General features: G+C 60.5%; 25 protein-coding genes and 1 pseudogene. 15 read left to right on the top strand and 11 right to left on the bottom strand.

Annotated elements, in window-relative coordinates; genetic code table 11:
• Positions 1-59: 59 nt before the first annotated feature.
• Positions 60-359 carry a phage infection protein gene (locus FQ192_RS09360; protein ID WP_149658356.1) on the bottom strand — a complete coding sequence of 100 codons (300 nt, stop codon included), beginning with the start codon at positions 357-359 and terminating at the stop codon, positions 60-62.
• A gap of 173 nt (positions 360-532) precedes the next feature.
• Positions 533-1,273, bottom strand: coding sequence for a response regulator (locus FQ192_RS09355; RefSeq protein ID WP_149658355.1), 741 nt, complete (start codon positions 1,271-1,273; stop codon positions 533-535).
• A gap of 226 nt (positions 1,274-1,499) precedes the next feature.
• Here FQ192_RS09355 and FQ192_RS09350 point away from each other — a divergent pair, with 226 nt between their 5' ends.
• Entirely contained in the window at positions 1,500-2,522 is a 1,023-nt protein-coding gene (locus tag FQ192_RS09350) for an alpha/beta fold hydrolase (protein WP_256672238.1), read from the top strand.
• Between the two features lie 138 nt (positions 2,523-2,660).
• Here FQ192_RS09350 and ppnN read toward each other — a convergent pair whose 3' ends face one another.
• Complete coding sequence (gene ppnN, locus FQ192_RS09345; RefSeq protein WP_149658353.1) at positions 2,661-4,034, bottom strand: nucleotide 5'-monophosphate nucleosidase PpnN; 1,374 nt, start codon at positions 4,032-4,034, stop codon at positions 2,661-2,663.
• 217 nt (positions 4,035-4,251) lie between these two features.
• Between ppnN and FQ192_RS09340 the strand changes: the two genes are divergently transcribed.
• Both FQ192_RS09340 and FQ192_RS09335 read left to right on the top strand, forming a co-directional pair.
• Positions 4,252-4,779, top strand: coding sequence for a DUF3087 domain-containing protein (locus FQ192_RS09340; protein ID WP_149658352.1), 528 nt, complete (start codon positions 4,252-4,254; stop codon positions 4,777-4,779).
• Positions 4,780-4,840: 61 nt separating this feature from the next.
• Positions 4,841-6,418: a diguanylate cyclase gene (locus FQ192_RS09335; RefSeq protein ID WP_149658351.1), complete on the top strand. Its 1,578-nt coding sequence runs from the start codon at positions 4,841-4,843 to the stop codon at positions 6,416-6,418.
• Positions 6,419-6,551: 133 nt separating this feature from the next.
• Here FQ192_RS09335 and FQ192_RS09330 read toward each other — a convergent pair whose 3' ends face one another.
• The gene (locus tag FQ192_RS09330; protein ID WP_149658350.1) at positions 6,552-6,926 is read right to left on the bottom strand and encodes a DUF2784 domain-containing protein; all 375 of its coding nucleotides are present in this window, start codon (positions 6,924-6,926) and stop codon (positions 6,552-6,554) included.
• A gap of 161 nt (positions 6,927-7,087) precedes the next feature.
• Between FQ192_RS09330 and FQ192_RS09325 the strand changes: the two genes are divergently transcribed.
• The 3 genes from FQ192_RS09325 to FQ192_RS33975 all read left to right on the top strand — a co-directional run bounded on the left by FQ192_RS09325 (position 7,088) and on the right by FQ192_RS33975 (position 8,317).
• Complete coding sequence (locus tag FQ192_RS09325; protein WP_149658349.1) at positions 7,088-7,786, top strand: AzlC family ABC transporter permease; 699 nt, start codon at positions 7,088-7,090, stop codon at positions 7,784-7,786.
• On the top strand, positions 7,783-8,097 hold the full coding sequence (locus FQ192_RS09320) for an AzlD domain-containing protein (RefSeq protein WP_149658348.1): 315 nt from the start codon (positions 7,783-7,785) through the stop codon (positions 8,095-8,097). The genes FQ192_RS09325 and FQ192_RS09320 overlap by 4 nt, the downstream gene beginning before the upstream one ends.
• A 61-nt stretch (positions 8,098-8,158) precedes the next feature.
• Entirely contained in the window at positions 8,159-8,317 is a 159-nt protein-coding gene (locus FQ192_RS33975; RefSeq protein WP_178129064.1) for a hypothetical protein, read from the top strand.
• A gap of 85 nt (positions 8,318-8,402) precedes the next feature.
• On the opposite strand, the gene FQ192_RS09315 is transcribed toward FQ192_RS33975, so the two are convergent.
• The 6 genes from FQ192_RS09315 to FQ192_RS09290 all read right to left on the bottom strand — a co-directional run bounded on the left by FQ192_RS09315 (position 8,403) and on the right by FQ192_RS09290 (position 12,734).
• Complete coding sequence (locus FQ192_RS09315) at positions 8,403-8,630, bottom strand: DUF6555 family protein (protein ID WP_149658347.1); 228 nt, start codon at positions 8,628-8,630, stop codon at positions 8,403-8,405.
• Between the two features lie 190 nt (positions 8,631-8,820).
• Positions 8,821-9,093, bottom strand: coding sequence for a hypothetical protein (locus FQ192_RS09310; RefSeq protein WP_149658346.1), 273 nt, complete (start codon positions 9,091-9,093; stop codon positions 8,821-8,823).
• A gap of 274 nt (positions 9,094-9,367) precedes the next feature.
• Entirely contained in the window at positions 9,368-10,048 is a 681-nt protein-coding gene (locus FQ192_RS09305) for an SOS response-associated peptidase family protein (protein ID WP_149658345.1), read from the bottom strand.
• Between the two features lie 29 nt (positions 10,049-10,077).
• Positions 10,078-10,791 (bottom strand): ABC transporter ATP-binding protein, encoded by a 714-nt coding sequence (locus FQ192_RS09300; RefSeq protein ID WP_149658344.1) that lies wholly within the window; start codon positions 10,789-10,791, stop codon positions 10,078-10,080.
• 3 nt (positions 10,792-10,794) lie between these two features.
• Entirely contained in the window at positions 10,795-11,631 is an 837-nt protein-coding gene (locus FQ192_RS09295) for an ABC transporter permease (RefSeq protein WP_149658343.1), read from the bottom strand.
• A gap of 116 nt (positions 11,632-11,747) precedes the next feature.
• Positions 11,748-12,734: an aliphatic sulfonate ABC transporter substrate-binding protein gene (locus tag FQ192_RS09290; protein WP_149658342.1), complete on the bottom strand. Its 987-nt coding sequence runs from the start codon at positions 12,732-12,734 to the stop codon at positions 11,748-11,750.
• A 214-nt stretch (positions 12,735-12,948) separates the two neighbouring features.
• On the opposite strand from FQ192_RS09290, the pseudogene FQ192_RS09285 reads away from it, so the two are divergent.
• The 3 genes and pseudogenes from FQ192_RS09285 to FQ192_RS09275 form a co-directional block, all read left to right on the top strand.
• Positions 12,949-13,119, top strand: a pseudogene (locus FQ192_RS09285) (ABC transporter substrate-binding protein); the annotation flags it as partial.
• A 140-nt stretch (positions 13,120-13,259) separates the two neighbouring features.
• Positions 13,260-14,159 (top strand): polysaccharide deacetylase family protein, encoded by a 900-nt coding sequence (locus FQ192_RS09280; protein ID WP_149658341.1) that lies wholly within the window; start codon positions 13,260-13,262, stop codon positions 14,157-14,159.
• Between the two features lie 119 nt (positions 14,160-14,278).
• Complete coding sequence (locus tag FQ192_RS09275; protein ID WP_149658340.1) at positions 14,279-14,521, top strand: DUF1652 domain-containing protein; 243 nt, start codon at positions 14,279-14,281, stop codon at positions 14,519-14,521.
• Between the two features lie 65 nt (positions 14,522-14,586).
• On the opposite strand, the gene FQ192_RS09270 is transcribed toward FQ192_RS09275, so the two are convergent.
• Entirely contained in the window at positions 14,587-15,471 is an 885-nt protein-coding gene (locus tag FQ192_RS09270; RefSeq protein WP_149658339.1) for a LysR family transcriptional regulator, read from the bottom strand.
• A gap of 127 nt (positions 15,472-15,598) precedes the next feature.
• Here FQ192_RS09270 and FQ192_RS09265 point away from each other — a divergent pair, with 127 nt between their 5' ends.
• From FQ192_RS09265 to benB, 6 genes are all read left to right on the top strand, one after another.
• The gene (locus FQ192_RS09265) at positions 15,599-16,747 is read left to right on the top strand and encodes a muconate cycloisomerase family protein (RefSeq protein WP_149658338.1); all 1,149 of its coding nucleotides are present in this window, start codon (positions 15,599-15,601) and stop codon (positions 16,745-16,747) included.
• 10 nt (positions 16,748-16,757) lie between these two features.
• Positions 16,758-17,048: a muconolactone Delta-isomerase gene (gene catC / locus FQ192_RS09260; RefSeq protein WP_149658337.1), complete on the top strand. Its 291-nt coding sequence runs from the start codon at positions 16,758-16,760 to the stop codon at positions 17,046-17,048.
• A gap of 51 nt (positions 17,049-17,099) precedes the next feature.
• Positions 17,100-18,029 carry a catechol 1,2-dioxygenase gene (catA, locus tag FQ192_RS09255; protein ID WP_149658336.1) on the top strand — a complete coding sequence of 310 codons (930 nt, stop codon included), beginning with the start codon at positions 17,100-17,102 and terminating at the stop codon, positions 18,027-18,029.
• Between the two features lie 121 nt (positions 18,030-18,150).
• Positions 18,151-19,110: an AraC family transcriptional regulator gene (locus tag FQ192_RS09250; RefSeq protein ID WP_149658335.1), complete on the top strand. Its 960-nt coding sequence runs from the start codon at positions 18,151-18,153 to the stop codon at positions 19,108-19,110.
• 234 nt (positions 19,111-19,344) lie between these two features.
• Positions 19,345-20,709 carry a benzoate 1,2-dioxygenase large subunit gene (gene benA, locus FQ192_RS09245; RefSeq protein WP_149658334.1) on the top strand — a complete coding sequence of 455 codons (1,365 nt, stop codon included), beginning with the start codon at positions 19,345-19,347 and terminating at the stop codon, positions 20,707-20,709.
• On the top strand, positions 20,706-21,194 hold the full coding sequence (gene benB, locus FQ192_RS09240; protein WP_149658333.1) for a benzoate 1,2-dioxygenase small subunit: 489 nt from the start codon (positions 20,706-20,708) through the stop codon (positions 21,192-21,194). Before benA ends, benB begins: the two co-directional genes overlap by 4 nt.
• Positions 21,195-21,202: the final 8 nt, after the last annotated feature.

Raw genomic sequence — 21,202 nt, 5'->3', positions numbered from 1 at the left:
GATATCGAGAGCGTTGATCCCGCGTGTCACCCCCGTGGGAGCAGGCCTGGTCCCACCGATCAGTAGCGCTGATATTTCGAACCGAACTCCGGACGGTTTTGCGCCACCACCAAACCGCCGCGCACTGCGTTGCTCGGGCTGATCAGCGCAACCCTTTCGCGCAGTTCCTGCAAACGATCGGCACCACCTTCGGCTACGCGATTCTGTTGCAGCCGATCCGAACCGCCTTCCGCCAGCAGTGGCTGAGTCGGGGTTTGGGGCACGGTTGGGGTGTTGGCCGAAGCCAGGTTCGACAGACCGAGGCCGCCAACCAGTGCCAGACCGAGTGCCAGGGACGAGACTTTCGAGAAATTGAACATGGATGATTCTCCGTGGGTTTAAGTTGAGTGAGTCAGTAGCGCCGAGAGGGTCAGTGCTATCGGGTGGTCACAGTTAAACGCCGGGGTGTATCGGTGATGTGTGCCGCAATGCCGCGAAATCGGTGGATTCGTATCTGGCGCGGGTGCTTATACAGACGGATACAAAACGCCCTTCATGACGGCTCGCCGAGCAATTCCACCGGATAGGAGAACACGTAGCCTTCGCTGCGCACGGTCTTGATGTAGGTCGGTTCCCGGGAGTCATCCAGCAGCCGCTGGCGCAGCCGGCTCACCAGCAAATCGATGGAGCGGTCGAACAGGTCGGCATCGCGGCCCTGGGTCAGGTTGAGCAACTGGTCACGGCTGAGCACCCGTTGCGGGTGGTCGAGGAACACCCGCAGCAGGCGGTATTCCGCGCCGCTGAGGGCGACCATGGTGTCGTCTTCGTCGAGCAAGTGGCGGGCGCTGGTGTCCAGGCGCCAGCGGCCAAAACCCAGGAGGCGGCCGGTTTCGGTGATCAGCAGGTTCGGTGGCAGCATGCGGGTGCGGCGCAGCACGGCGTTGATCCGCGCCAGCAGTTCTCGGGCGGCGAAGGGTTTGGTCAGGTAATCGTCGGCGCCCATTTCCAGGCCGAGGATGCGGTCGGTTTCATCATTGCGGGCGGTGAGCATCAGGATCGGCGTGGCTTTGTGCTTACCCGAGCGCAATTCGCGGCACAGCACCAGGCCGTCTTCGCCGGGCATCATGAGGTCGAGCACGATCAGGTCGACCTGATTGGTTTCCAGGAAATGCCGCATCTGCCGGCCGTCGGCGACCACGGTGGTGCGCAGGCCGTTTTTCTTCAGGTAATTGCCGACCAGTTCACGGATCTCGCGATCGTCGTCGACAATCAGGATGTGGTTCACATGTTCCATTGCCCAACCCTCTTGTTATTCGCACGTTGGCATTCTAGGGAGCGACGGTCGGCTTGCCCATGGGCTTTGTATCGCGTTGTATCCAGGGCCCTGTTTGACACCTTACGCCGTAATAAACGGGCTTTTACGACACATGGCAGATACCTCGGGGCGGTTCAATGGGATCCATCGAGCCAAGGCGACTGACCTCGCAATGCTCTTCACTGGCAACCCTGAGGAAATCACCATGACCTGGAACACACTCGCTACAGCCAGCCTCTTCGCGGTCCTGAACGTTGCAGCTTTTTCGGCCCATGCCGATGTTAAAACCACTGAGCCCGTGGCGGCCAGCGCCAGCACCCTCAAATCTGACCCGTTCGGCGCGTTGAAGCACGTCAATGCCGGGTTGCTGAACGTGGCGTACGCCGAGGTTGGCCCGGCCGACGGTCCGGTGGTGATTCTGCTGCACGGCTGGCCCTACGACATTCACAGCTACAGCGCCGTGGCGCCGTTGCTGGCGGCCAAGGGTTACCGGGTGTTGATCCCCTATGCGCGTGGCTACGGCGATACGCATTTCCTGTCGAACAAGACCCCGCGCAACGGCCAGCCCGCTGCGTTGGCCAGTGATGTCATCGATTTCATGGATGCGCTGCAGATCAAAAAAGCCGTGCTGGGTGGCTACGACTGGGGTGCGCGCTCGGCGGACATCGTCGCGGCGCTGTGGCCGGAGCGGGTTGAGGCGTTGGTGGCGGTGAGTGGCTACCTGATCGGTAACCAGGCCGCAGGCAAAAATCCATTGCCGCCCAAGGCCGAATTGCAATGGTGGTATCAGTTCTACTTCGCCACCGAGCGCGGCGAGGCCGGTTACGCGAGGAACCGCCACGACTTCGCCAAGCTGATCTGGCAAACCGCCTCGCCAAAATGGACCTTCGACGACGCCACCTTCGACCGCAGCGCGGCGGCGCTGGACAACCCGGATCATGTGGCGATCACGGTATTCAACTACCGCTGGCGCCTGGGTATCGTCCAGGGCGAGCCGCAATATGAAGCGCTGGAACAGCGACTGGCCAAGGCGCCCAACATCAGCGTGCCGACCATCACCCTGGAGGGCGACGCCAACGGCGCACCGCACCCGGCAGCCGAAGATTACGCCAAGCGTTTTACCGGCAAGTATGAGTACCGGTTGATCAATGGCGGTATCGGCCACAATTTGCCGCAGGAAGATCCGCAGGCCTTTGCCAAAGCGGTGATTGATGCGGATCACCTGTGACGCATTAATCGTTCCCACGCTTTGCGTGGGAATGCTTCAACGGGCGCTCTGCGTCCGCTTCTGGGACGCGGAGCGTCCCGGGCTGCATTCCCACGCAGAGCGTGGGAACGATCAACGTTACGGCTTACATCAGGTTAATCACGCAACTACTTGATAACACGGCACATAGGCCGCGCCGCCCGGCAGTTTCATCCGGTGCTGGGCGACGAAGGCCTTGAGCAGTTGATCCAGCGGTTGCATCACCGCTGCGTCGCCACGGATCTGGTATGGCCCGTGTTCTTCGATCAGGCGGATGCCCTTGTCCTTGACGTTGCCGGCGACGATGCCGGAGAACGCGCGGCGCAGGTTGGCCGCCAGTTCGTGGGCTGGCAGGCTGCGGCTCAGTTGCAGGCTGGCCATGTTTTCGTGGGTCGGGTCGAACGGGCGCTGGAAACCTTCGTCGATCTTCAACAGCCAGTTGAAGTGGAACGCATCGTTGCGCTCGCGGCGGAACTGCTTGACCTCTTTGAGCCCGGCCGTCATGTGCCGCGCCACTTCCGCCGGGTCGTCGATGATGATGGTGTAGTGCTGTTTCGCCGCGTCGCCCAGGGTGGCGCCGACGAAGGCGTCCAGTTGCTCCAGATACCGCGCCGCATGTTTCGGCCCGGTCAGGACCACCGGGAAGGGCAGGCCTTTGTTGTCCGGGTGCATCAGGATGCCCAGCAGGTACAGGAACTCTTCGGCGGTACCGGCGCCGCCCGGGAAGATGATGATGCCGTGGCCGACGCGGACGAAGGCTTCCAGGCGTTTTTCGATGTCCGGCAGGATCACCAGTTCGTTGACGATCGGGTTCGGCGCTTCGGCCGCGATGATCCCCGGCTCGGTCAGACCCAGGTAACGGCCGCCGTGGATGCGCTGCTTGGCGTGGGCGATGGTCGCGCCTTTCATCGGGCCTTTCATCACGCCGGGGCCGCAACCGGTGCAGATGTCCAGGCTACGCAGGCCCAGTTCGTGGCCGACTTTCTTGGTGTATTTGTATTCTTCGGTGTTGATCGAGTGGCCGCCCCAGCACACCACGATCTTCGGCTCCACGCCAGGGCGCAGGGTGCGGGCGTTGCGCAACAGGTGGAAGACGTAGTCGCTGATGCCTTGCGAGGTGCTCAAGTCGATGCGCTGGGCGTCGAGTTCGTTTTCGGTGTAGACGATGTCGCGCAGGGCGCTGAACAGCATTTCCCGGGTGCTGGCGATCATTTCGCCGTCGACGAAGGCGTCGGCCGGGGCGTTCAGCAGTTCCAGGCGTACGCCACGGTCCTGTTGGTGAATGCGGATTTCGAAGTCCTTGTAGGCTTCGAGGATGGTCTTGGCGTTATCAACGTGGGCGCCGGTGTTGAGGATGGCCAGGGCGCATTGGCGGAACAGGGTGTAGGTGCTGCCGGAACCGGCTTCGCTCAATTGCTGAACTTCACGTTGGGACAGGGTTTCCAGGCTGCCTTTAGGGCTGACCGAGGCATTGATTACTTGACGTTGGGACATTCAATGATCCTTAAAACGATGCCATTCATACAGGAGGAGCGATTGGCATCCGAATAATATGTATCCATGAAAGAAGATGGCACGAACTGCGCAGTCTCGCCATGTTCCCCGTTTGACGATGGAAAGATGAAAAGGAGCCCCAGCATAGCTAAATCCCCCGCAGAGGCGATAATGCCCCGCACTCTTTTCGCTCACTGATTCAAGGACGCTAGCCACTATGTTCGAAATCCAGCCGATGAATGCCGAAACCTTTCGTCGCCAGACCCGGCGCAGCACGGTGATCATCGCCCTGATTTTCCTGGCGCTGGCGATGGTGCTGTCGACGGCGGCGGTGGCGCTGTTCGGTGAGCCGGGCGGCGACAACCTGCGCTTTAACGTCGGCGGCGTGTTTGTCGCGGTGCTGCTGATGGCGGCGCTGATGCGTGGCCGGTTCTGGCACGAGGCGTGGATGGCGCCGGCCGTATACGGCTGGCGGCTCAAGCGCAGCCTGATGAGCGTGACCAATGTCATGCATCAGGTGACGGCGGCGGTGGAGAAGGATGATCCGGACGCCATGAAGCTGCTGCGTTTCTATCACCTGGGGCTGCACCAGATGCATGAGCTGGACGCCAACTCCAGCGACCACAGCCAGTTGGTTCGCGAGATGGACCGGCACAAGGAGCGAATGGAAGCCCTGGGCCTCGACACTGACCAGACCCGACTGGATCCGGCCTGGCTGGAGGCGCTGAAGCAGACCCGGCGGTAATGGCTATAGTGTCGTCAGCGATCAGGAAGCATCGCCTTTTTATAAGAATGCAAGGAACGTCATGGGACAACCGTCCGTAAAAGTTCGTATCGAAGCCCTTCAGCCCACGCCGTCGATATCGGCCGAGCAGGTCGAGGCGAAGCTCAAGGTGCGTTATGCCGTGGTGCTGCTGGTGGCGGTGTGCCTGTCCATGGCGGCGATTGCGATCTGGGAGGCCTGGAACTCGCGGCAGTACCACTTGCATGACAAAGAAGTGGCGATGTCCAACCTGGCGCAGACCCTGGCGGCCGAGGCGCAGTCGACGGTCAAGCAGGCCGACACGTTGCTCTTTTCCCTGGTGGACCGTCTCGAAAATGACGGTGTGGGGCCGGCGCAACTGCCGCGACTGCAACGTTTGCTCAGTGCCCAGCGCCAGGAATTGACGCAACTGCATGGCTTGTTCATCTTCGATGAAAACGGCCACTGGCTGGCCAACTCCAATGGCGCCAATGTGCCGGACGCCAATAACTCTGACCGCGAATACTTCATCTTCCATCGCGACCATCCCGACCGTGGCCCGCATATCGGCCCGTCGATCAAGAGCCGCTCGACCGATGAATGGATCATGACCGTGTCGCGCAGGCTCAATCATCCCGACGGCCGTTTCGCCGGCGTGGCGGTGGCGACGATTTATCTCACGCACTTCCTGTCGCTGTACGACAGCATCGACATGGGCCAAAACGGTGCCATCAACCTGATGGCCGACAACGGCACGATCATCGTGCGTCGCCCCTTCCGGGAAACCGACATCGGCACCAGTGTCGCCAGTGGGCCGTTGTTTACCCAACTGCTGCCCCATGCCAGTTTCGGCACGGCGACCATCAAGTCGGTGGTCGATGGTGTCGAACGGGTCTTGGGTTTCCGCCGGGTCAGCGGCTATCCGATGGTGGTTTCCGCCGCCCTGAACAAGCAAGAGGTGCTGGGCGCCTGGCGCCAGGAGTCGTTGAACACGGCGGCAATTGTCGCGTTGCTGTTGAGCTTTCTCGGCGCGCTCGGTTACCGGCTGATTCGCGTGATGCGCCAGCAGAATCACATTCAAAGCGAGTTGCTCGGCGCCCAGGAAAAACTCCTGGAGGTCAATCGCAGCCTGGAGCTGCTGGCCCTGGAAGATGCGCTGACCGGGCTGGCCAATCGACGTCAGTTCGATATTTTCATGGTGGCGGAGATGGGCCGCGCCCGGCGCAGCCAGAATGGGTTGGCGTTGCTGATGATCGATGTCGATCACTTCAAACTGTTCAATGATCACTACGGGCATGTGGCGGGCGATGTGTGCTTGCGCAAGATCAGCGCGATCATCACCGAAAACATCAACCGCCCCGGCGACCTCGCGGTGCGTTATGGCGGCGAAGAGTTTGCCGTGGTGTTGCCCGGCACTGACTATGTCGGTGCCTTCCTGGTGGCGGAAAAAATCCGCCGTGCGGTACAGCTGGCGGGCATCGAGCACAGTGAAAGTGCCGAAGGCATGGTGACGGTCAGCCTGGGTGTCTGCGCCTACGACCCGGCCTCGCAAGCCACGCCTGACGACCTGGTCGGTGCGGCGGACAAGGCGTTATACGTGGCCAAGGCCAGTGGTCGGAATATGAGCGTGATTGCCAACTGAGATCGGGCAAAGCAGTGACGGCAGAACCGTAGGAGCAAACCTTGCTCGCGATGCGGCCACTGCGGTCTGCCTGGGGGGCCATGTTGACCGTGCCGGCGCTATCGCGGGCAAGCCTTGCTCCTACAAGGGGCGGTCAGGCCGTTCGACGCAATCTCCACAAGCGTATCAACCGCACATACACCACCACGTTAATCGCCAAAACCACGCTGCCCAACGCCAGTTGAATCGTCGGTGTCAGCCCGGCCGGATAGATGACCGGCAACACGTAATGCTCGATGAAACCGCCACCATAAACCGTTTGCCCAGCCGCCTCGCGCATCAGGTTTTCCCAATAGGTCAGCGGGCAGGTCAGGTGAAAGACTTCCACGATCACGCCCCACGTAGCGGCGGGTACGTGCCACCAGATCAGCGGGCGCCATTTGAGCACCAACAGCCCGCCGAACAGCACGAACAGAATGAACAACAAGTGAAACAGCACCAGCCCGTCGGCGGCGATTCGGTAAAGCATGTCGACTCCCTGACTCTTCAAGTGAATGGCGCCATGTTACTCGGGGCGGTGGCCTGCGCTCCATCAATTCAGAGTGGGCGCCACAAGTGCGCAAGATTGTTCAAGCCTTCGGCCGCGTCTGCTGGCACAGTCGGCGGTCTTTCCCCAGGTTGTAGAGCGTTATGTCGAACTCACTCATGCCGCGCAGCGCCTTTTTGCGTGGCGCGGCGGCGATCATGCCGTTGTCCCTGGCCACCGCGCCGTGGGGGCTGCTGGCCGGCTCCATGGCCATCGAGGCCAACCTCACGCCGCTGCAAGGCCAGGGCTTGTCGAGCATCGTGTTTGCCGGTGCCGCGCAACTGGTGGCCATCGGCATGCTCAAGGGCGGTGCCGGGGTCTTTTCGATTCTGCTGACCACGTTGCTGCTGACCTCCCAGCACTTGCTGTACGGGATGAGCATGCGTTCGGTGATTTCACCGTTGCCGGGTCGCTGGCGGGTGGGCTTGGGCTTTCTGCTCACCGATGAGCTGTTCGCCCTGACCAGCCAGCACGACAAGCAACAGTTCAATCGCTGGTACGCCCTGGGCGTGGGGTTGACGTTCTATATCGCCTGGAACCTGTTCACCCTGGCCGGCATCGTCCTGGGCAGCAGCATTCCGGGGCTGGAGCATCTGGGCCTGGACTTCTCCATCGCCGCGACCTTCATCGCCCTGATCACCCCGGTGGTGCGCAATGTGCCGACGGTGGTGTGCGTGGCGGTGTCGCTGTTCTGTTCGGTGCTGTTCAGCTATTGGCAATGGGGCTCGGCCCTGGTGCTGTCGGGGCTGGCGGGCATGACCGCCGGGTTTATCTGCAACAAGCTGTATCGGGAGCACACATGATCGTTTGGGCAGTGATTATCGGCATGGGCGTGTTGGTGTTTTTGAACCGCTATGTGTTCCTCGAACCGCGCTTGCCGGTGCGGTTGAGCAGCAATGCGCGGCAATTTCTCGGGTTCGCGGTGCCGGGCATGCTCACGGCGATCTGCGGGCCGATTGTGTTCATGCCCGACAAACAATTGAACCTGCAATGGGACAACCCGTACCTGCTCAGCTCGCTAGTGGCGGTGGGGCTGGTGATCTACACGCGCAGTACGTTGCTCAGCATGCTGTTGAGCATGGGCTTCTTCTTTTTGCTGCGCTGGTGGCTGTGAGCCGGGCGGGCGGAAGTGTTCTACGCTTGAAGTTGATTTCCCTTCAGGAAGAGAGGTGGACATGACAACCGAACCCAAGCAGCCGGACATGGATGAAGACGCGGACGAACCGAGCGAAGAAGAGATCAAGCGGCAACGGCGTTCAACGCCGGACTGGAAGCATCCGGATGATGGCAAGGAATTGTCTGATCGGGATGTGGAGAGGCCGCTGAAACCTTAAGAAAGCTCAAAAGATCGCAGCCTTCGCCAGCTCCTACGCAATGGTGGGGGCCGACGAAGGCTGCGATCTTTTTTGCACCGATGCTTTAAATCGCCTCATTCCAGCGAATCTGCGTAATACCCAATTGCTGAGCTTTATCGCGCGCCGTTTCGAGGCTCGCGTGGGAGGCAATCTTGCGTTCTGATTCGGGATAAGCATGAGCAGAAGCCGAATGGATGGCTTCCACATCGGAAAACCCCACCGCCAATTTGAAAAAGTGTTGTCGCACACCGTCAAGCAGGTAATGCACGGCATAAGGGACAAGTTCGCTCATGTATTCCTTTTTGGAGCCAGCCAGGCCATCGGCTTAGTCGTTGAGCGGGAATTCAGAGAGATCTGCGGTGCCAGCGTCATGCAGAAATAGGGGCGCCTGAAAAACAAGAGGCCAGGTCGGCCTCATTGTTCAGAGTGTTTGCAGGGCGGGTTCGTTCAGTTCTTCTGCCGTATGACCCGCCAGCGAGGCTTCAGGCGTCTTCCAAATGAGGGAAGTCGGGGTGGGCGGCGCGATAACCGAGGGTCTTGTCGATCCAGGCGTTGACTTCATTGACCATCACCGGCGGCTTGCCCGGATAGCTTTGCAGCGTGGCGCGCAGAATGCGTTCGATATTGACGACCGCGTGCAGGTTTCGAGTCTTTATGTAATTGCCGATAAAGCAGTTGAGTTGCAAGTGTTCTGTCATTGACAGATAGACACAGTCCAGCCCATCGACTTGTTTGATTGCAAAATCGTCGCGCAACTTATTTCTCTGCAAAGTGTGTAAAAGTTGTAGGGATTTCCTGAGGTTGTTGACTCTTCGGTCAACCGGGCATGCTTATGGAAATGCGGCGCGCATGCTATCTGTAGTCCTGTTAAATGTATGTATGACGGTTGGAATGTCAGACCGGCGGTTGTGCGTCAATTGGCCGCGAATATATAAGTGTCTCGCGCTTGAAACACTGAATGTAACGTTTGAACGTCTGGGTTATATAGGCAACTTTTTAGTAAGGGAATTAAAAGACGCTGGATAACCCTCAAGGCACCTCGTCAATCAACGTGGCGCCCTGGTTTCGAACATTACCCACCGCTTTGCCGACCCTGTGCCATTGGAAACGGTCGCTGGTTTCACCTTGCCACAACACCATCTGCTCGGCGCGCTCCCTGGGCGTCGCCGGGTCGAGCCATTCCCGCGCCAGCTCCGCTGACAACACCACCGGTCGCCGGTCGTGGACGTCGAGCAGGCCGCCCTCAGCGTCGGCGGTAATGATCACAAAACCGTCGTCGCCCCGAGGCTCGGCACCGGCGGCCGGGAACTGGCCGATCGCCGCGCAGTAAATCGGCGTGTGGTCGCGGTGGCGAATCAGCCACGGCTGGCGCGTCGAATCCCCGGCATCGACCCATTCAAACCAGTTGTCGATCGGGCAAATGGCGCGGTGCGGCCAGATCGCCCGGAAGAACGGGCCGTGGGCGACTTTCTCGACCCGGGCGTTAATCGGCGCCGCGCGATCCTTCGCCCAGTGCGGCCGCCAACCCCAGCGCACGTTGTCGGCATGCAACCCGTCGTTTTGCAGGTGAAACAGCGCCAGTTGGGTGGTGGGCGCGGCGTTATAACGGGCCAGCGGTTCATCGCCGACGTGGTTGATCAACGCGTCGGGGATGCTCAACACCGCCACGAAATCGTGAATGCCCCGGTACTGCGACAGGCGTCCGCACATCGACTGAACCTCCCAGTGGAGATTTCAGCTTAGATGACATGGGCGCGCTGCAACTCGGTCAGCGACAAGGCTTTGAGCTGCGCCAGCAGCGGATCGCGACGATCGCGGGGATGGGCCAGGTCCACGGCCAGTTCCTGACGAATGCTGCTCGGCCGATTGTCCATCACCAACACCCGGTCGCTCAGGTACAACGCTTCATCGACATCGTGAGTCACCAGCAGCAGGGCGATGGCGTGGCGCTCGGCCAGTTGCAACATCAGGTCCTGGAGTTTCATCCGGGTGAAGGCGTCCACCGCGCTGAACGGCTCGTCCAGCAACAACACGTGCGGGCGCGAATACAGCCCGCGCGCGATGGCCACCCGTTGCGCCATGCCGCCAGACAAGGCCTTGGGCAGCGCCTGGGCGAAACCGCCGAGGCCGACTTCTTCGATCAGTTGCGCGACCCAGGCCTTGTCGTAATGGCTGTCGGCGCTGAAACCGATGTTCTGTTCCACCGTCAGCCACGGCATCAGGCGCGGTTCCTGAAACACGAACGCCACTTCACCGGCGTTGTTTTTCAACTCGCCCTGAAAGTCCTTTTCCAGCCCGGCGACGATCCGCAGCAAGGTGCTTTTGCCGCAACCGCTGGGGCCGAGCAGGCTGACGGTTTCCCGGGCTTTCAATTGCAGGTGGATGTTCTTCAGCACGGTGGTGCTGGCGAAGGTTTTACGCTCCACGCGGATGTCCAGCAGGTGTTCGGTCATGCCTCAATCCTCCGCGCTTTGGCCGTTGAAGGTGTCGCGCCAGGCCAGGAAACGTGTCTCCAGGCTGGCGAGGATGCCGTCGCTGAGTTTGCCCAGCACCGCCAACACGATGATCGCGGCGAGCACGATGTCCGGGCGCGAGGTTTCGCGGCCGTCGCTGAGCAAATAACCGAGGCCTTTGGTCGCGGCGATCAGTTCGGCGGCCACCAGGAACATCCAGGCCAGGCTCATGCCGCTGCGCAACCCGGTGAACAGGCCGGGCAGGGCGGCGGGCAGCAAAATCCGCCGTACCAGCCGCGCCCGGCTGAAGCCGTACATTTGCCCGACTTCCACCAGTTTGCGGTCGATGTCGCGGATCGCGGCGACGCCGTTGAGGTACACCGGGAAGAAGGCGCCGATGGCGATCAGGACAATCTTCGAGGTCTCGTCGATGCCCAGCCATAGCAGCAACAACGGCACCCAGGCCAGGCTCGGAATTGAACGCAGGCCGGCGAAGGTCGGCTCCAGATAAGCTTCGGCTTCGCGGCTCAAACCGACCCACGCGGCAAACACCAGGGCCAGGCTGGCGCCGATGGCGAAACCCAGCAACACCCGCAACAGACTGGCGCTAATGTGCTTCCACAGCGCGCCTTCGACCAAGTCGCGCAGGGTCAGGGCGACTTCGCTGGGGGCGGGCATTTGGTAGGAGGGGAGCCAGCCGATGCGCACGACCAGTTCCAGGATGAGGATGATCGCAATCGGCAGGGCCAGACCTTTGAGGCGCAGTTTCCAGGCGTTGTTCAGGCGTTGTGGTTCAGGTAGCGCCAAGTGCGCGGGGAGGTCTTTGCTTTTGCTGGTCATGGGGTTCTCCAGACAGATCACAGCCCCTTGTAGGAGCGAGGCTTGCCCGCGAAGGGGCCTTTGAAATCGCCAAAAGCTTCGCGGGCAAGCCTCGCTCCTACAGGGGGCAGCGTTCTTTATTGACGGGCCACGGTCTCTTTGAAACCGGTGTCGATCAGTTGATCAATGACTTGATCGACGTTAACCCCTTTGCGCACCAACTCTTCCGACACCAGAATCGGCGCCGCAGCCTTGGACGCAATCACATCCTTGGCCGTCAATTGCGGACTGCTCAAATCAGTACGCGACAATTGCAGCTTCGCCACTTCCAGCGGCAAGCCCGATTCAGCGGCAAGCAACTTCGCCAGTTCTTCCGGGTTTTTAACCGCCCATTCCCGTGCCTGTTCATAGGCGTTGAGCACGCTTTCGATGGTTTTCGGGTGTTCCTTGGCGTAGCGGTCGGTGACGCTGACCACCCCGTAACTGTTGAAGTTGGTGTTGCGATAGAGCAACCGAGAACCGGCCTGGACCTGGCTCGCCGCCATGTGCGGATCGAGCCCGGCCCAAGCGTCGACATCACCTTTTTCTAACGCGGTGCGGCCGTCCGGGTGCTGCAAATGCACCAGCTCCACATCGTCATTGCTCAGCCCGGCCTGTTGCAGACTGCGCAGGGTGAACAGGTACGGGTCAGTGCCTTTGGTGGCGGCGATTTTCTTGCCTTTGAGGTCGGCCACGGTCTTGTAGGGCGAATCCTTGCGCACCACCAGCGCGGTCCATTCGGCGCGGCTGTAAACGTACACCGACTTGATCGGGCTGCCGTTGGCGCGACTCAACACCGCCGCGAGGCTGGCGGAGGAGGCGAAATCGACGCCGCCGCTGTTGAGGTATTCCAGCGAGCGGTTACTGCCCTGACTCAGCACCCAGCCGACCTTGGTCTGGGGCAGGGCTTTTTCCACGAAGCCGAAGTGCTTGAGCACCAGGCTGACCGGTGAGTAATAGGCGTAATCCAGATGCACTTCGGCCGGGGTGGTTTCGGCGGCCTGGGCCAGGGGTTGCAAACTCAGGGCGATGGCGACGGCGCTGATCAAGTGCCTGGCGTTGGGGAAACGGAAGAGAGAACTCATGGATGAAACTCCGGCAAGGCAACGGGATTCTTATGTCCTGATTAATGGTTTTTATGAATGCTTCCTGCATAAAAGGAATATTGCAGGCTCTGTGCCATGTGGCGGATTTCACCGGTTTCCGGGGCTTTGCGGGACTTGGAGGGATCAATCGATGTACCCGACGAAACACTCTGTTGCGCCACTGTTGCTGGGCAAACACTGCGCTGTACCGGGCACGCGCCATTGGTTGCGCCAGGCGCACATGACGGTCGGCCCGGGGGATCAGCAAGCTGCCGCGGATGTGCAGAGCACCGCGGACTTCCTGTTCAAGGTCAAGGCATTGCCGACAGCCTTGGCCACGGCGCCGATCATCGATCACTCCTTTCAGCAGGCACTGACGCACTAATCCGTAAGCGCGTGAACCAAACAGTGTGTAACCTTATCCAACCTGAGCCCGCGGCCACCTGCGGGCCCATTGGAGGATCACCTGGCGAGGGGTTTTTGCCATTAACGTGATGACCGCAACGGTCTGGCCCAAGGCAAAACATGACGCAACTGTTCAAGGTGATCTCGACGCTGGCCCTGGTTATCGGGTTGGCGGGTTGCATTGCGGCGCCTATCGAGATGACGCCGCAGACGCAACAACGCCTGCAAACCCAGGCACCGATCCGTTTCCTACTGACCTTCGATGACGGCCCCAGCGCGTCGAGCTTCTGGAACCCGACCGACACCGTGCTCGACAGCCTCGCGCACAACGACATACAGCCGAATATCAAAGCGGTGTTCTTCGTCCAGACCGGCGCGCCACGGGCCGGCGACAGCGACATCGGGCGCCGGGTCATGCAGCGCGAGCACGCCGAAGGGCAGATCCTGGGCTTTCACACCGCCACCCACTCGCACACCAATCATCGTTCGCTGGACCCTGAAGAGTTGGAGCAGTCCCTGAGCAAAGGCAGTGCCGACATCGCCGCGATCACCGGCGCGCCGCCGACCCTGGTGCGTCCGCCGTTCTGGAATTACGACAAACGCACCTTCGCCGCCTATCAGCGCCACGGCATGCACGTGCTGCTGACCGACCTGAGCGCCAATGACGGCAAGATCTGGGGCTTCAACGCCAGCCCCCGACGCCGCGCGAACATGCTGCGCCAGTTGTCGGAAGTGCGCGAGCGCATCGCCAACGGTGAATTGCCTACGGTCGATGGGGTGATTCCGGTGGTGGTGACCTTCCACGACCTCAATCGCTACTCCGCCCGGCACGCCCGCGAATACCTGCAAATCCTGCTCGACAGCGCCCAGGCCACCGGGGTGAACACCGCGCCGAAGCCGTTTTACGACGATCAAGGGCAATTGCAGCGCGCGGCCATGGCCCGCACCGTCAGTGAAAGCGCGGAACCGGTGCAATTGCCGGGGATCTGGAACTGGCTCTGGGACGGAGATTCCCACTGAATGCTCGCCAGAATGCGAAGCTGATCGCATTAATTGTGGGTGTTTGCGGGCGCAGATTGGTGAAAGCAGATCTATGCTGATCGGGTTGAATCCGATCAATCGCCATGGAGGCCCCCGTCATGGTTTCGATTCTTGATATTTGCCGCATTGTCGAGTCAGGTTTTGATCCGCTCTCGTGCAACTGCACGGTGAACCCCGACGGCTCATTGCGGATCAAGGTCTTCGACCCCGCGACCGGTCGGATCGACCTGTTGTTGCCCTATGTCTCGCCATCGCGCCTGACCTCGATTCGCGATATTTCCAACTTGATTGGCGAACTTCGCACCGAAATGCTCGCGGGGCGGCGGGCGTTTGCTGGCTGAAACCTGTAAACGCGTACAACACGACATTTGCAGACGTACACAACCCCTACAGTTGTGTTGCGGCACTAATCTCTCGGCAACAATTCATCAATCATCTGCAAACAATGATTCAACCCCGGTGACACATCGCCCACCCGTCGGCTCAAGATGATCGGCGAAGTGGCGTTGTCTTCCAGCAGTGGGGTGAAGCCGATGTCGTCGCGGTGCAGCAACTGCACCGAGGCCGGTACCAGGGTGACGCCGATGCCAGCACCGACCAGTCCAATTGCCGTTTGCAACTCGTTGGTCCATTGCGCCACATGGATGCTCACACCATAGGACTCGAACAGTGCGATCACGTGGTCGGCGTAGCTCGGCCGCGGGTTGCCGGGGTAGAGCACGAACGGTTCCTTCGCCAGATCGCGCAGGCTGATCGGACCGGCCAGCAGCGGGTGGCCGGCGGGCAGGGCGGCGACCAGGCGATCTTCGGTCAACACGGTCTGGATGATCGCCGGGTCGTCGATGCGAATACGGCCGAAGCCCACGTCAATGCGCCCGGCCTTGAGCGCCTGCACCTGTTGCAGGGTGGTCATCTCTGACAGCCCCAGTTCCAGTTCCAGACGCTCATGGTTGCGCAAGCGGCGAATCAGTTCCGGTAACACGCCATAGAGCGTCGACGGCGCAAACCCGATGCCCAGCCAGGTCTTTTCGCCGAGGCCGATCCGCCGTGTGTTGTCGCAGACCTTGCCCAGTTGCTCCAGTAACGCACTTGAATGCTCATGGAAAAACCGTCCGGCGTCGGTGAGCTTCAGCGGCCGACCGCGTTCCAGCAGTTGCACCCCAAGCTCATCTTCCAGTTGCTGGATCTGCCGGCTCAGGGGCGGCTGGGCGATGTGCAACTGCTCGGCGGCGCGGGTGAAGTTGAGCGTGCGAGCCACGACCTGAAAGTAACGCAGGTGACGCAGTTCCATGGAGCCTCCAGATGCGCATGGGTTGAATACCTTTAAGGTATCAAGCCAGACCAATTCTATATTGGCCGTCACTTTAAAGCCGTATGAGAATTCAGCCCAGAATTTAAAGAACCTGACGGGTATCGACATGCGTGCAACAGCCATTGAATCGATCGAGACGATCATCGTCGATCTGCCGACCATCCGCCCGCACAAGCTCGCCATGCACACCATGCAGAACCAGACGCTGGTGATCATCCGTGTGCGCTGCGCCGATGGCATCGAAGGTGTCGGCGAATCCACCACCATCGGTGGCCTGGCGTATGGCAATGAAAGCCCCGACAGCATCAAGACCAACATCGATCAACACTTCGCGCCGTTGCTGCTGGGCCAGGACAGCGCCAATGTGAATGCGGCGATGTTGCGCCTGGAGCGCAGTATTCGCGGCAATACGTTTGCCAAATCAGGTATCGAAACCGCCTTGCTTGACGCCCAGGGCAAACGCCTCGGCCTGCCGGTCAGCGAGTTGTTGGGCGGCCGGGTTCGCGATGCGCTGCCGGTGGCCTGGACGTTGGCCAGTGGTGACACCGAGCAAGACATCGCCGAAGCGCAGAAAATGCTCGACCTGCGCCGCCACCGGATCTTCAAACTGAAAATCGGTGCCGGTGAGGTCAACCGCGACCTGGCCCATGTCATCGCGATCAAGAAAGCCCTGGGCGATCGCGCCAGTGTGCGGGTCGATGTCAATCAGGCCTGGGATGAAGCGGTTGCACTGCGCGCTTGCCGGATTCTCGGCAGCAACGGCATCGACCTGATCGAACAGCCGATCTCGCGCAACAACCGCGCCGGCATGGCACGTCTGAATGCGATAAGCCCGGCGCCGATCATGGCCGACGAATCCATCGAATGCGTGGAAGACGCCTTCAACCTGGCGCGGGAGGGCGCCGCTTCGGTGTTCGCCCTGAAGATCGCCAAGAACGGCGGCCCCCGCGCCGTGCTGAGAACCGCCGCGATTGCCGAAGCGGCCGGCATCGGCCTCTACGGCGGCACCATGCTCGAAGGCGCCATTGGCACGCTGGCTTCGGCCCATGCCTTTATCACCCTGAACAAACTGGCCTGGGACACCGAGTTGTTCGGCCCGCTGCTGCTGACCGAAGACATTCTCAGCGAACCGCTGGTCTATCGCGATTTTGAACTGCACGTGCCGAATACACCGGGCCTGGGCTTGTGCCTGGATGAAGAACGCCTGGCGTTCTTCCGTCGCGACAAGACGTCCACCGCCATTTATCAAGCCTGAGGAGCGCATCATGCTGTTCCACGTAAAAATGACCGTGAACCTGCCACTCGACATGACCCCCGAACTCGCCACTCGACTCAAGGCCGACGAAAAGGCCCTGGCCCAGCGCCTGCAAGAGCAGGGCAAATGGCGCCACCTGTGGCGAATCGCCGGGCACTACGCCAACTACAGCGTGTTCGATGTCGACAGCGTTCAGGAACTGCACGACCTGCTGATGCAACTGCCGCTGTTTCCCTACATGGCCATCGAGATAGACCCGATGTGCCGGCATCCTTCTTCGATTCGCGAGGATGACCGCTGAGCCCCGCCAGCTCAGTTCGCTACGCTAATAACTACAAGATGAGGAACCCCCATGAACGTCAAGATTTCCCACACGGCCAGCGCCCAGAAGTTTCTCGAAGAGGCCAGCGGTCTGCTCAACGAGGCTGGTGATCCGCGGGTCAAGGCGCTGGTGTATCGCATCCTGCGCGATTCGGTGAACATCATTGAAGACCTGTCCGTAACCCCGGAAGAGTTCTGGAAAGCGGTCAATTATCTGAACGTGCTGGGTGCGCGTCAGGAGGCGGGTTTGCTGGTGGCCGGGCTCGGTCTGGAGCATTACCTCGACCTGTTGATGGATGCCGAAGACGAGCAGGCCGGCAAGGCCGGTGGCACGCCACGGACCATCGAAGGGCCGCTGTATGTGGCCGGCGCGCCGCTGTCTGAAGGCGAGGCACGACTTGATGACGGTGTCGATCCGGGCGTGGTGCTGTTCATGCAGGGCCAGGTGCGCAATACCGCTGGCGAACCGCTCGCCGGGGCCGTGGTGGATGTCTGGCACGCCAATACCGGCGGCACGTATTCGTATTTCGATACCACACAATCGGAGTTCAATCTGCGTCGGCGCATCGTCACTGACGCCGAGGGTCGTTATCGTTTTCGCAGCATCGTGCCGTCGGGTTATGGCTGCCCGCCGGACGGTCCGACCCAGCACTTGCTCGATCAACTGGGCCGCCATGGCCAGCGCCCGGCGCATATCCACTTCTTCATCTCGGCGCCGGATCATCGTCACCTGACGACCCAGATCAACCTGGATGGCGATCAATACCTGCACGACGACTTCGCCTACGCCACTCGCGATGAATTGATCGCCCACATCACCTTCAGCGACGATCAAAAAAGGGCGGCGGCCCACGGTGTCAGCGGCCGGTTTGCCGAAATCGACTTCGATTTCACCTTGCAGTCGTCCGCCCAGCCCGAGGAGCAACAGCGCCATGAGCGAGTTCGCGCACTTGAAGACTGAGTGCATCACTTAGCCGGCCCGGGCCACGAGATAACCGACCGTTTATCTCGTGGCCTTCTGCGTTGCGACCGGTGCCTTAGAATCGCCCGACGCAACCGATAACAACAATGAGAGTGACCCGATGATGCACGCGCAACTGTTGAGTCAGCGCAGCAGAATTTTCGACCACGCCGACCCTTACGCGGTGTCGGGCTACGTCAATCAGCACGTTGGCAACCATTGCATCTTGATGCCCCGTGTCGGCCGACCGCTGGCCAGCCTCGATCACCGCAAGTTCGCTAGCCTCGACCTGTGTCGCATCAGCTACGGCGCCAGCGTGCGGGTCACCTCCGGCGCGCTGGAAAGCATTTATCACCTGCAAGTGCTGCTGCGCGGCCACTGCCTGTGGCGCGGCCATGGCCAGGAACACGACTTCGAACCCGGCGAGTTGCTGCTGATCAATCCGGACGATCCGGTGGACCTGACCTATTCCGCCGATTGCGAAAAATTCATCCTCAAAGTCCCGACCCGTTTGCTGGAATCGGTGTGCGATGAGCAACGCTGGCGTTATCCGGGGCAGGGCGTGCGGTTTCTGGAGAACCGCTATCAGCTCGATCAACTGGAAGGTTTCGTCAACCTGCTGGCGATGATTTGCCAGGAGGCCGAAGCCACCGAGCAGATACCCAAGGTGCAGGAGCACTATGCGCAGATCATCGTCAGCAAGATGCTCAGCCTGATGAGCACCAACGTCAGTCGGGTCAGTCCTGGTTCGCCGTCGGCCACGTTCGAGGTGATCGCCGATTACATCGCGCGCAATCTCAAGCAGGAGATCGACAGCGAACAACTGGCGCGTCAGGCGCGGATGAGTGTGCGTTCGCTCTATGGTTTGTTCGAACGCAACGCCGGGGCCACGCCGAAAAACTACATCCGCCAGAAACGCCTGGAGCGCATCAACGCCTGCCTGAGCGACCCGACCTGCAACGTGCGCAACATCACCGAAGTGGCGATGGATTATGGCTTCCTGCACTTGGGACGGTTCTCCGACAGCTACCGCAAACAGTTCGGTGAACTGCCGTCCGACACCCTCAAGCGCCGGCACTAAACCGAGCGCCGAATGATCGTTCCCACGCTCTGCGTGGGAATGCAGCCCGGTACGCTCCGCATCCCAAAAGGCCGAACGCGGAGCGTCCGTTGAGGCATTCCCACGCAGAGCGTGGGAACGATCAGGGTCAGGGGCTGCGCTAAACGGACAAAGGTCTGCACCCATCGGATAGTCCGCTTCAACCCCCCGTCCTAGCATGGCCCTGCCTGAATAAAAACAATGGAGGCGGCGGCCATGTCCCTGCGACCCGAATACCTTCACTCCCTGCTGGAAGACGACAAAGAACAGGGCATCTATCGCTGCAAGCGCGAGATGTTCACCGATCCGCGGTTGTTTGATCTGGAGATGAAACACATCTTCGAAGGCAACTGGCTGTATCTGGCCCACGAAAGCCAGATCCCCAACCTCAACGATTTCTACACCACCACCATGGGCCGCCAGTCGATCTTTATTGCGCGCAACAAGGCCGGTGAACTCAACGCCTTCATCAATGCCTGCAGCCATCGCGGCGCCATGCTCTGCCGGCACAAGACCGGCAACAAAAGCTCTTACACCTGTCCGTTCCACGGCTGGACCTTCAACAACTCCGGCAAGCTGCTCAAGGTCAAGGACCCGGCCGAAGCGGGTTATCCGGCGAGTTTCAACTGCGACGGCTCCCACGACCTGACCAAAGTCGCGCGGTTCGAGTCCTATCGCGGCTTCCTGTTCGGCAGCCTCAAGGCCGATGTGGTGCCACTGGTGGAACACTTGGGCGAGTCGGCAAAGATCATCGACATGATCGTCGACCAGTCCGCTGATGGCCTGCAAGTGCTGCGTGGTTCTTCCAGCTACATCTACGAAGGCAACTGGAAACTCACCGCCGAAAACGGTGCCGACGGCTACCACGTCAGTTCGGTGCACTGGAACTACGCGGCGACCCAGAATCAACGCAAACAGCGCGAGGCCGGTGACAGCAATCCGACCATGAGCGCGGGTACCTGGGCCAAGCAGGGCGGTGGTTTTTACTCGTTCGACAAGGGCCACATGCTGCTCTGGACCCGCTGGTCCAACCCCGAGGACCGTCCGCTGTACGAACGCCGCGACGAGTTGGCCCAGGACTTCGGCCAGGCTCGTGCCGACTGGATGATCGAGAACTCGCGCAACCTGTGCCTGTACCCGAACGTGTACCTGATGGATCAGTTCAGCTCGCAAATCCGCATCGCCCGGCCAATCTCGGTCAACCGCACAGAAATCACCATTTACTGCATCGCCCCCAAAGGTGAAAGCGATAGCGCGCGGTCGAGCCGGATTCGCCAATACGAGGATTTCTTCAACGTCAGCGGCATGGCGACGCCGGACGATCTGGAGGAGTTTCGCTCCTGCCAGACCGGTTATCAGGGCAGTGTCACCACCTGGAACGACATGTCCCGCGGCGCCGAACACTGGATCGAAGGCGCCGATGACGCGGCTCGGGAAATCGATCTGCATCCGTTGCTCAGCGGCGTGCGCACCGAGGACGAAGGCCTGTTCGTGCTGCAACACAAGTACTGGCAGCAAACCATGCTCAAGGCCCTGGCCGCTGAACAGTCCGAATTGATTGCAGTGGAGTCCGTGCAATGACCATCACCTACGAAGCCGTGCGCGATTTTCTCTACCGCGAAGCCCGTTACCTCGATGACAAGCAATGGGACGACTGGCTGGAACTGTACGCCGCCGACGCTTCCTTCTGGATGCCATCCTGGGATGACAACGACGAACTGACCGAAGACCCGCAGCGGGAGATCTCGCTGATCTGGTACGGCAGCCGTACCGGCCTGGAGGACCGCATATTCCGCATCAAGACCGAGCGCTCCAGCGCCAGCATTCCGGACACCCGCACCTCCCACAACCTCAGCAACATCGAGCTGCTGGAACACGCCGACGGCCTGTGCAAGGTGCGTTTCAACTGGCACACCCTGAGCTTTCGCTACAAGACCGTCGACAGCTATTTCGGCAGCAGTTTCTACACCTTGGACGTGCGCGGTGAAAACCCCCTGATCAAGGCCAAGAAAGTGATCCTGAAGAACGACTACGTTCGTCAGGTCATTGATATCTATCACTTGTGAGGCGACCG

This window comes from Pseudomonas sp. ANT_J12 (assembly GCF_008370045.1).
GTDB lineage: Bacteria > Pseudomonadota > Gammaproteobacteria > Pseudomonadales > Pseudomonadaceae > Aquipseudomonas.
This window is presented reverse-complemented; position numbering and strand designations above follow the sequence as displayed.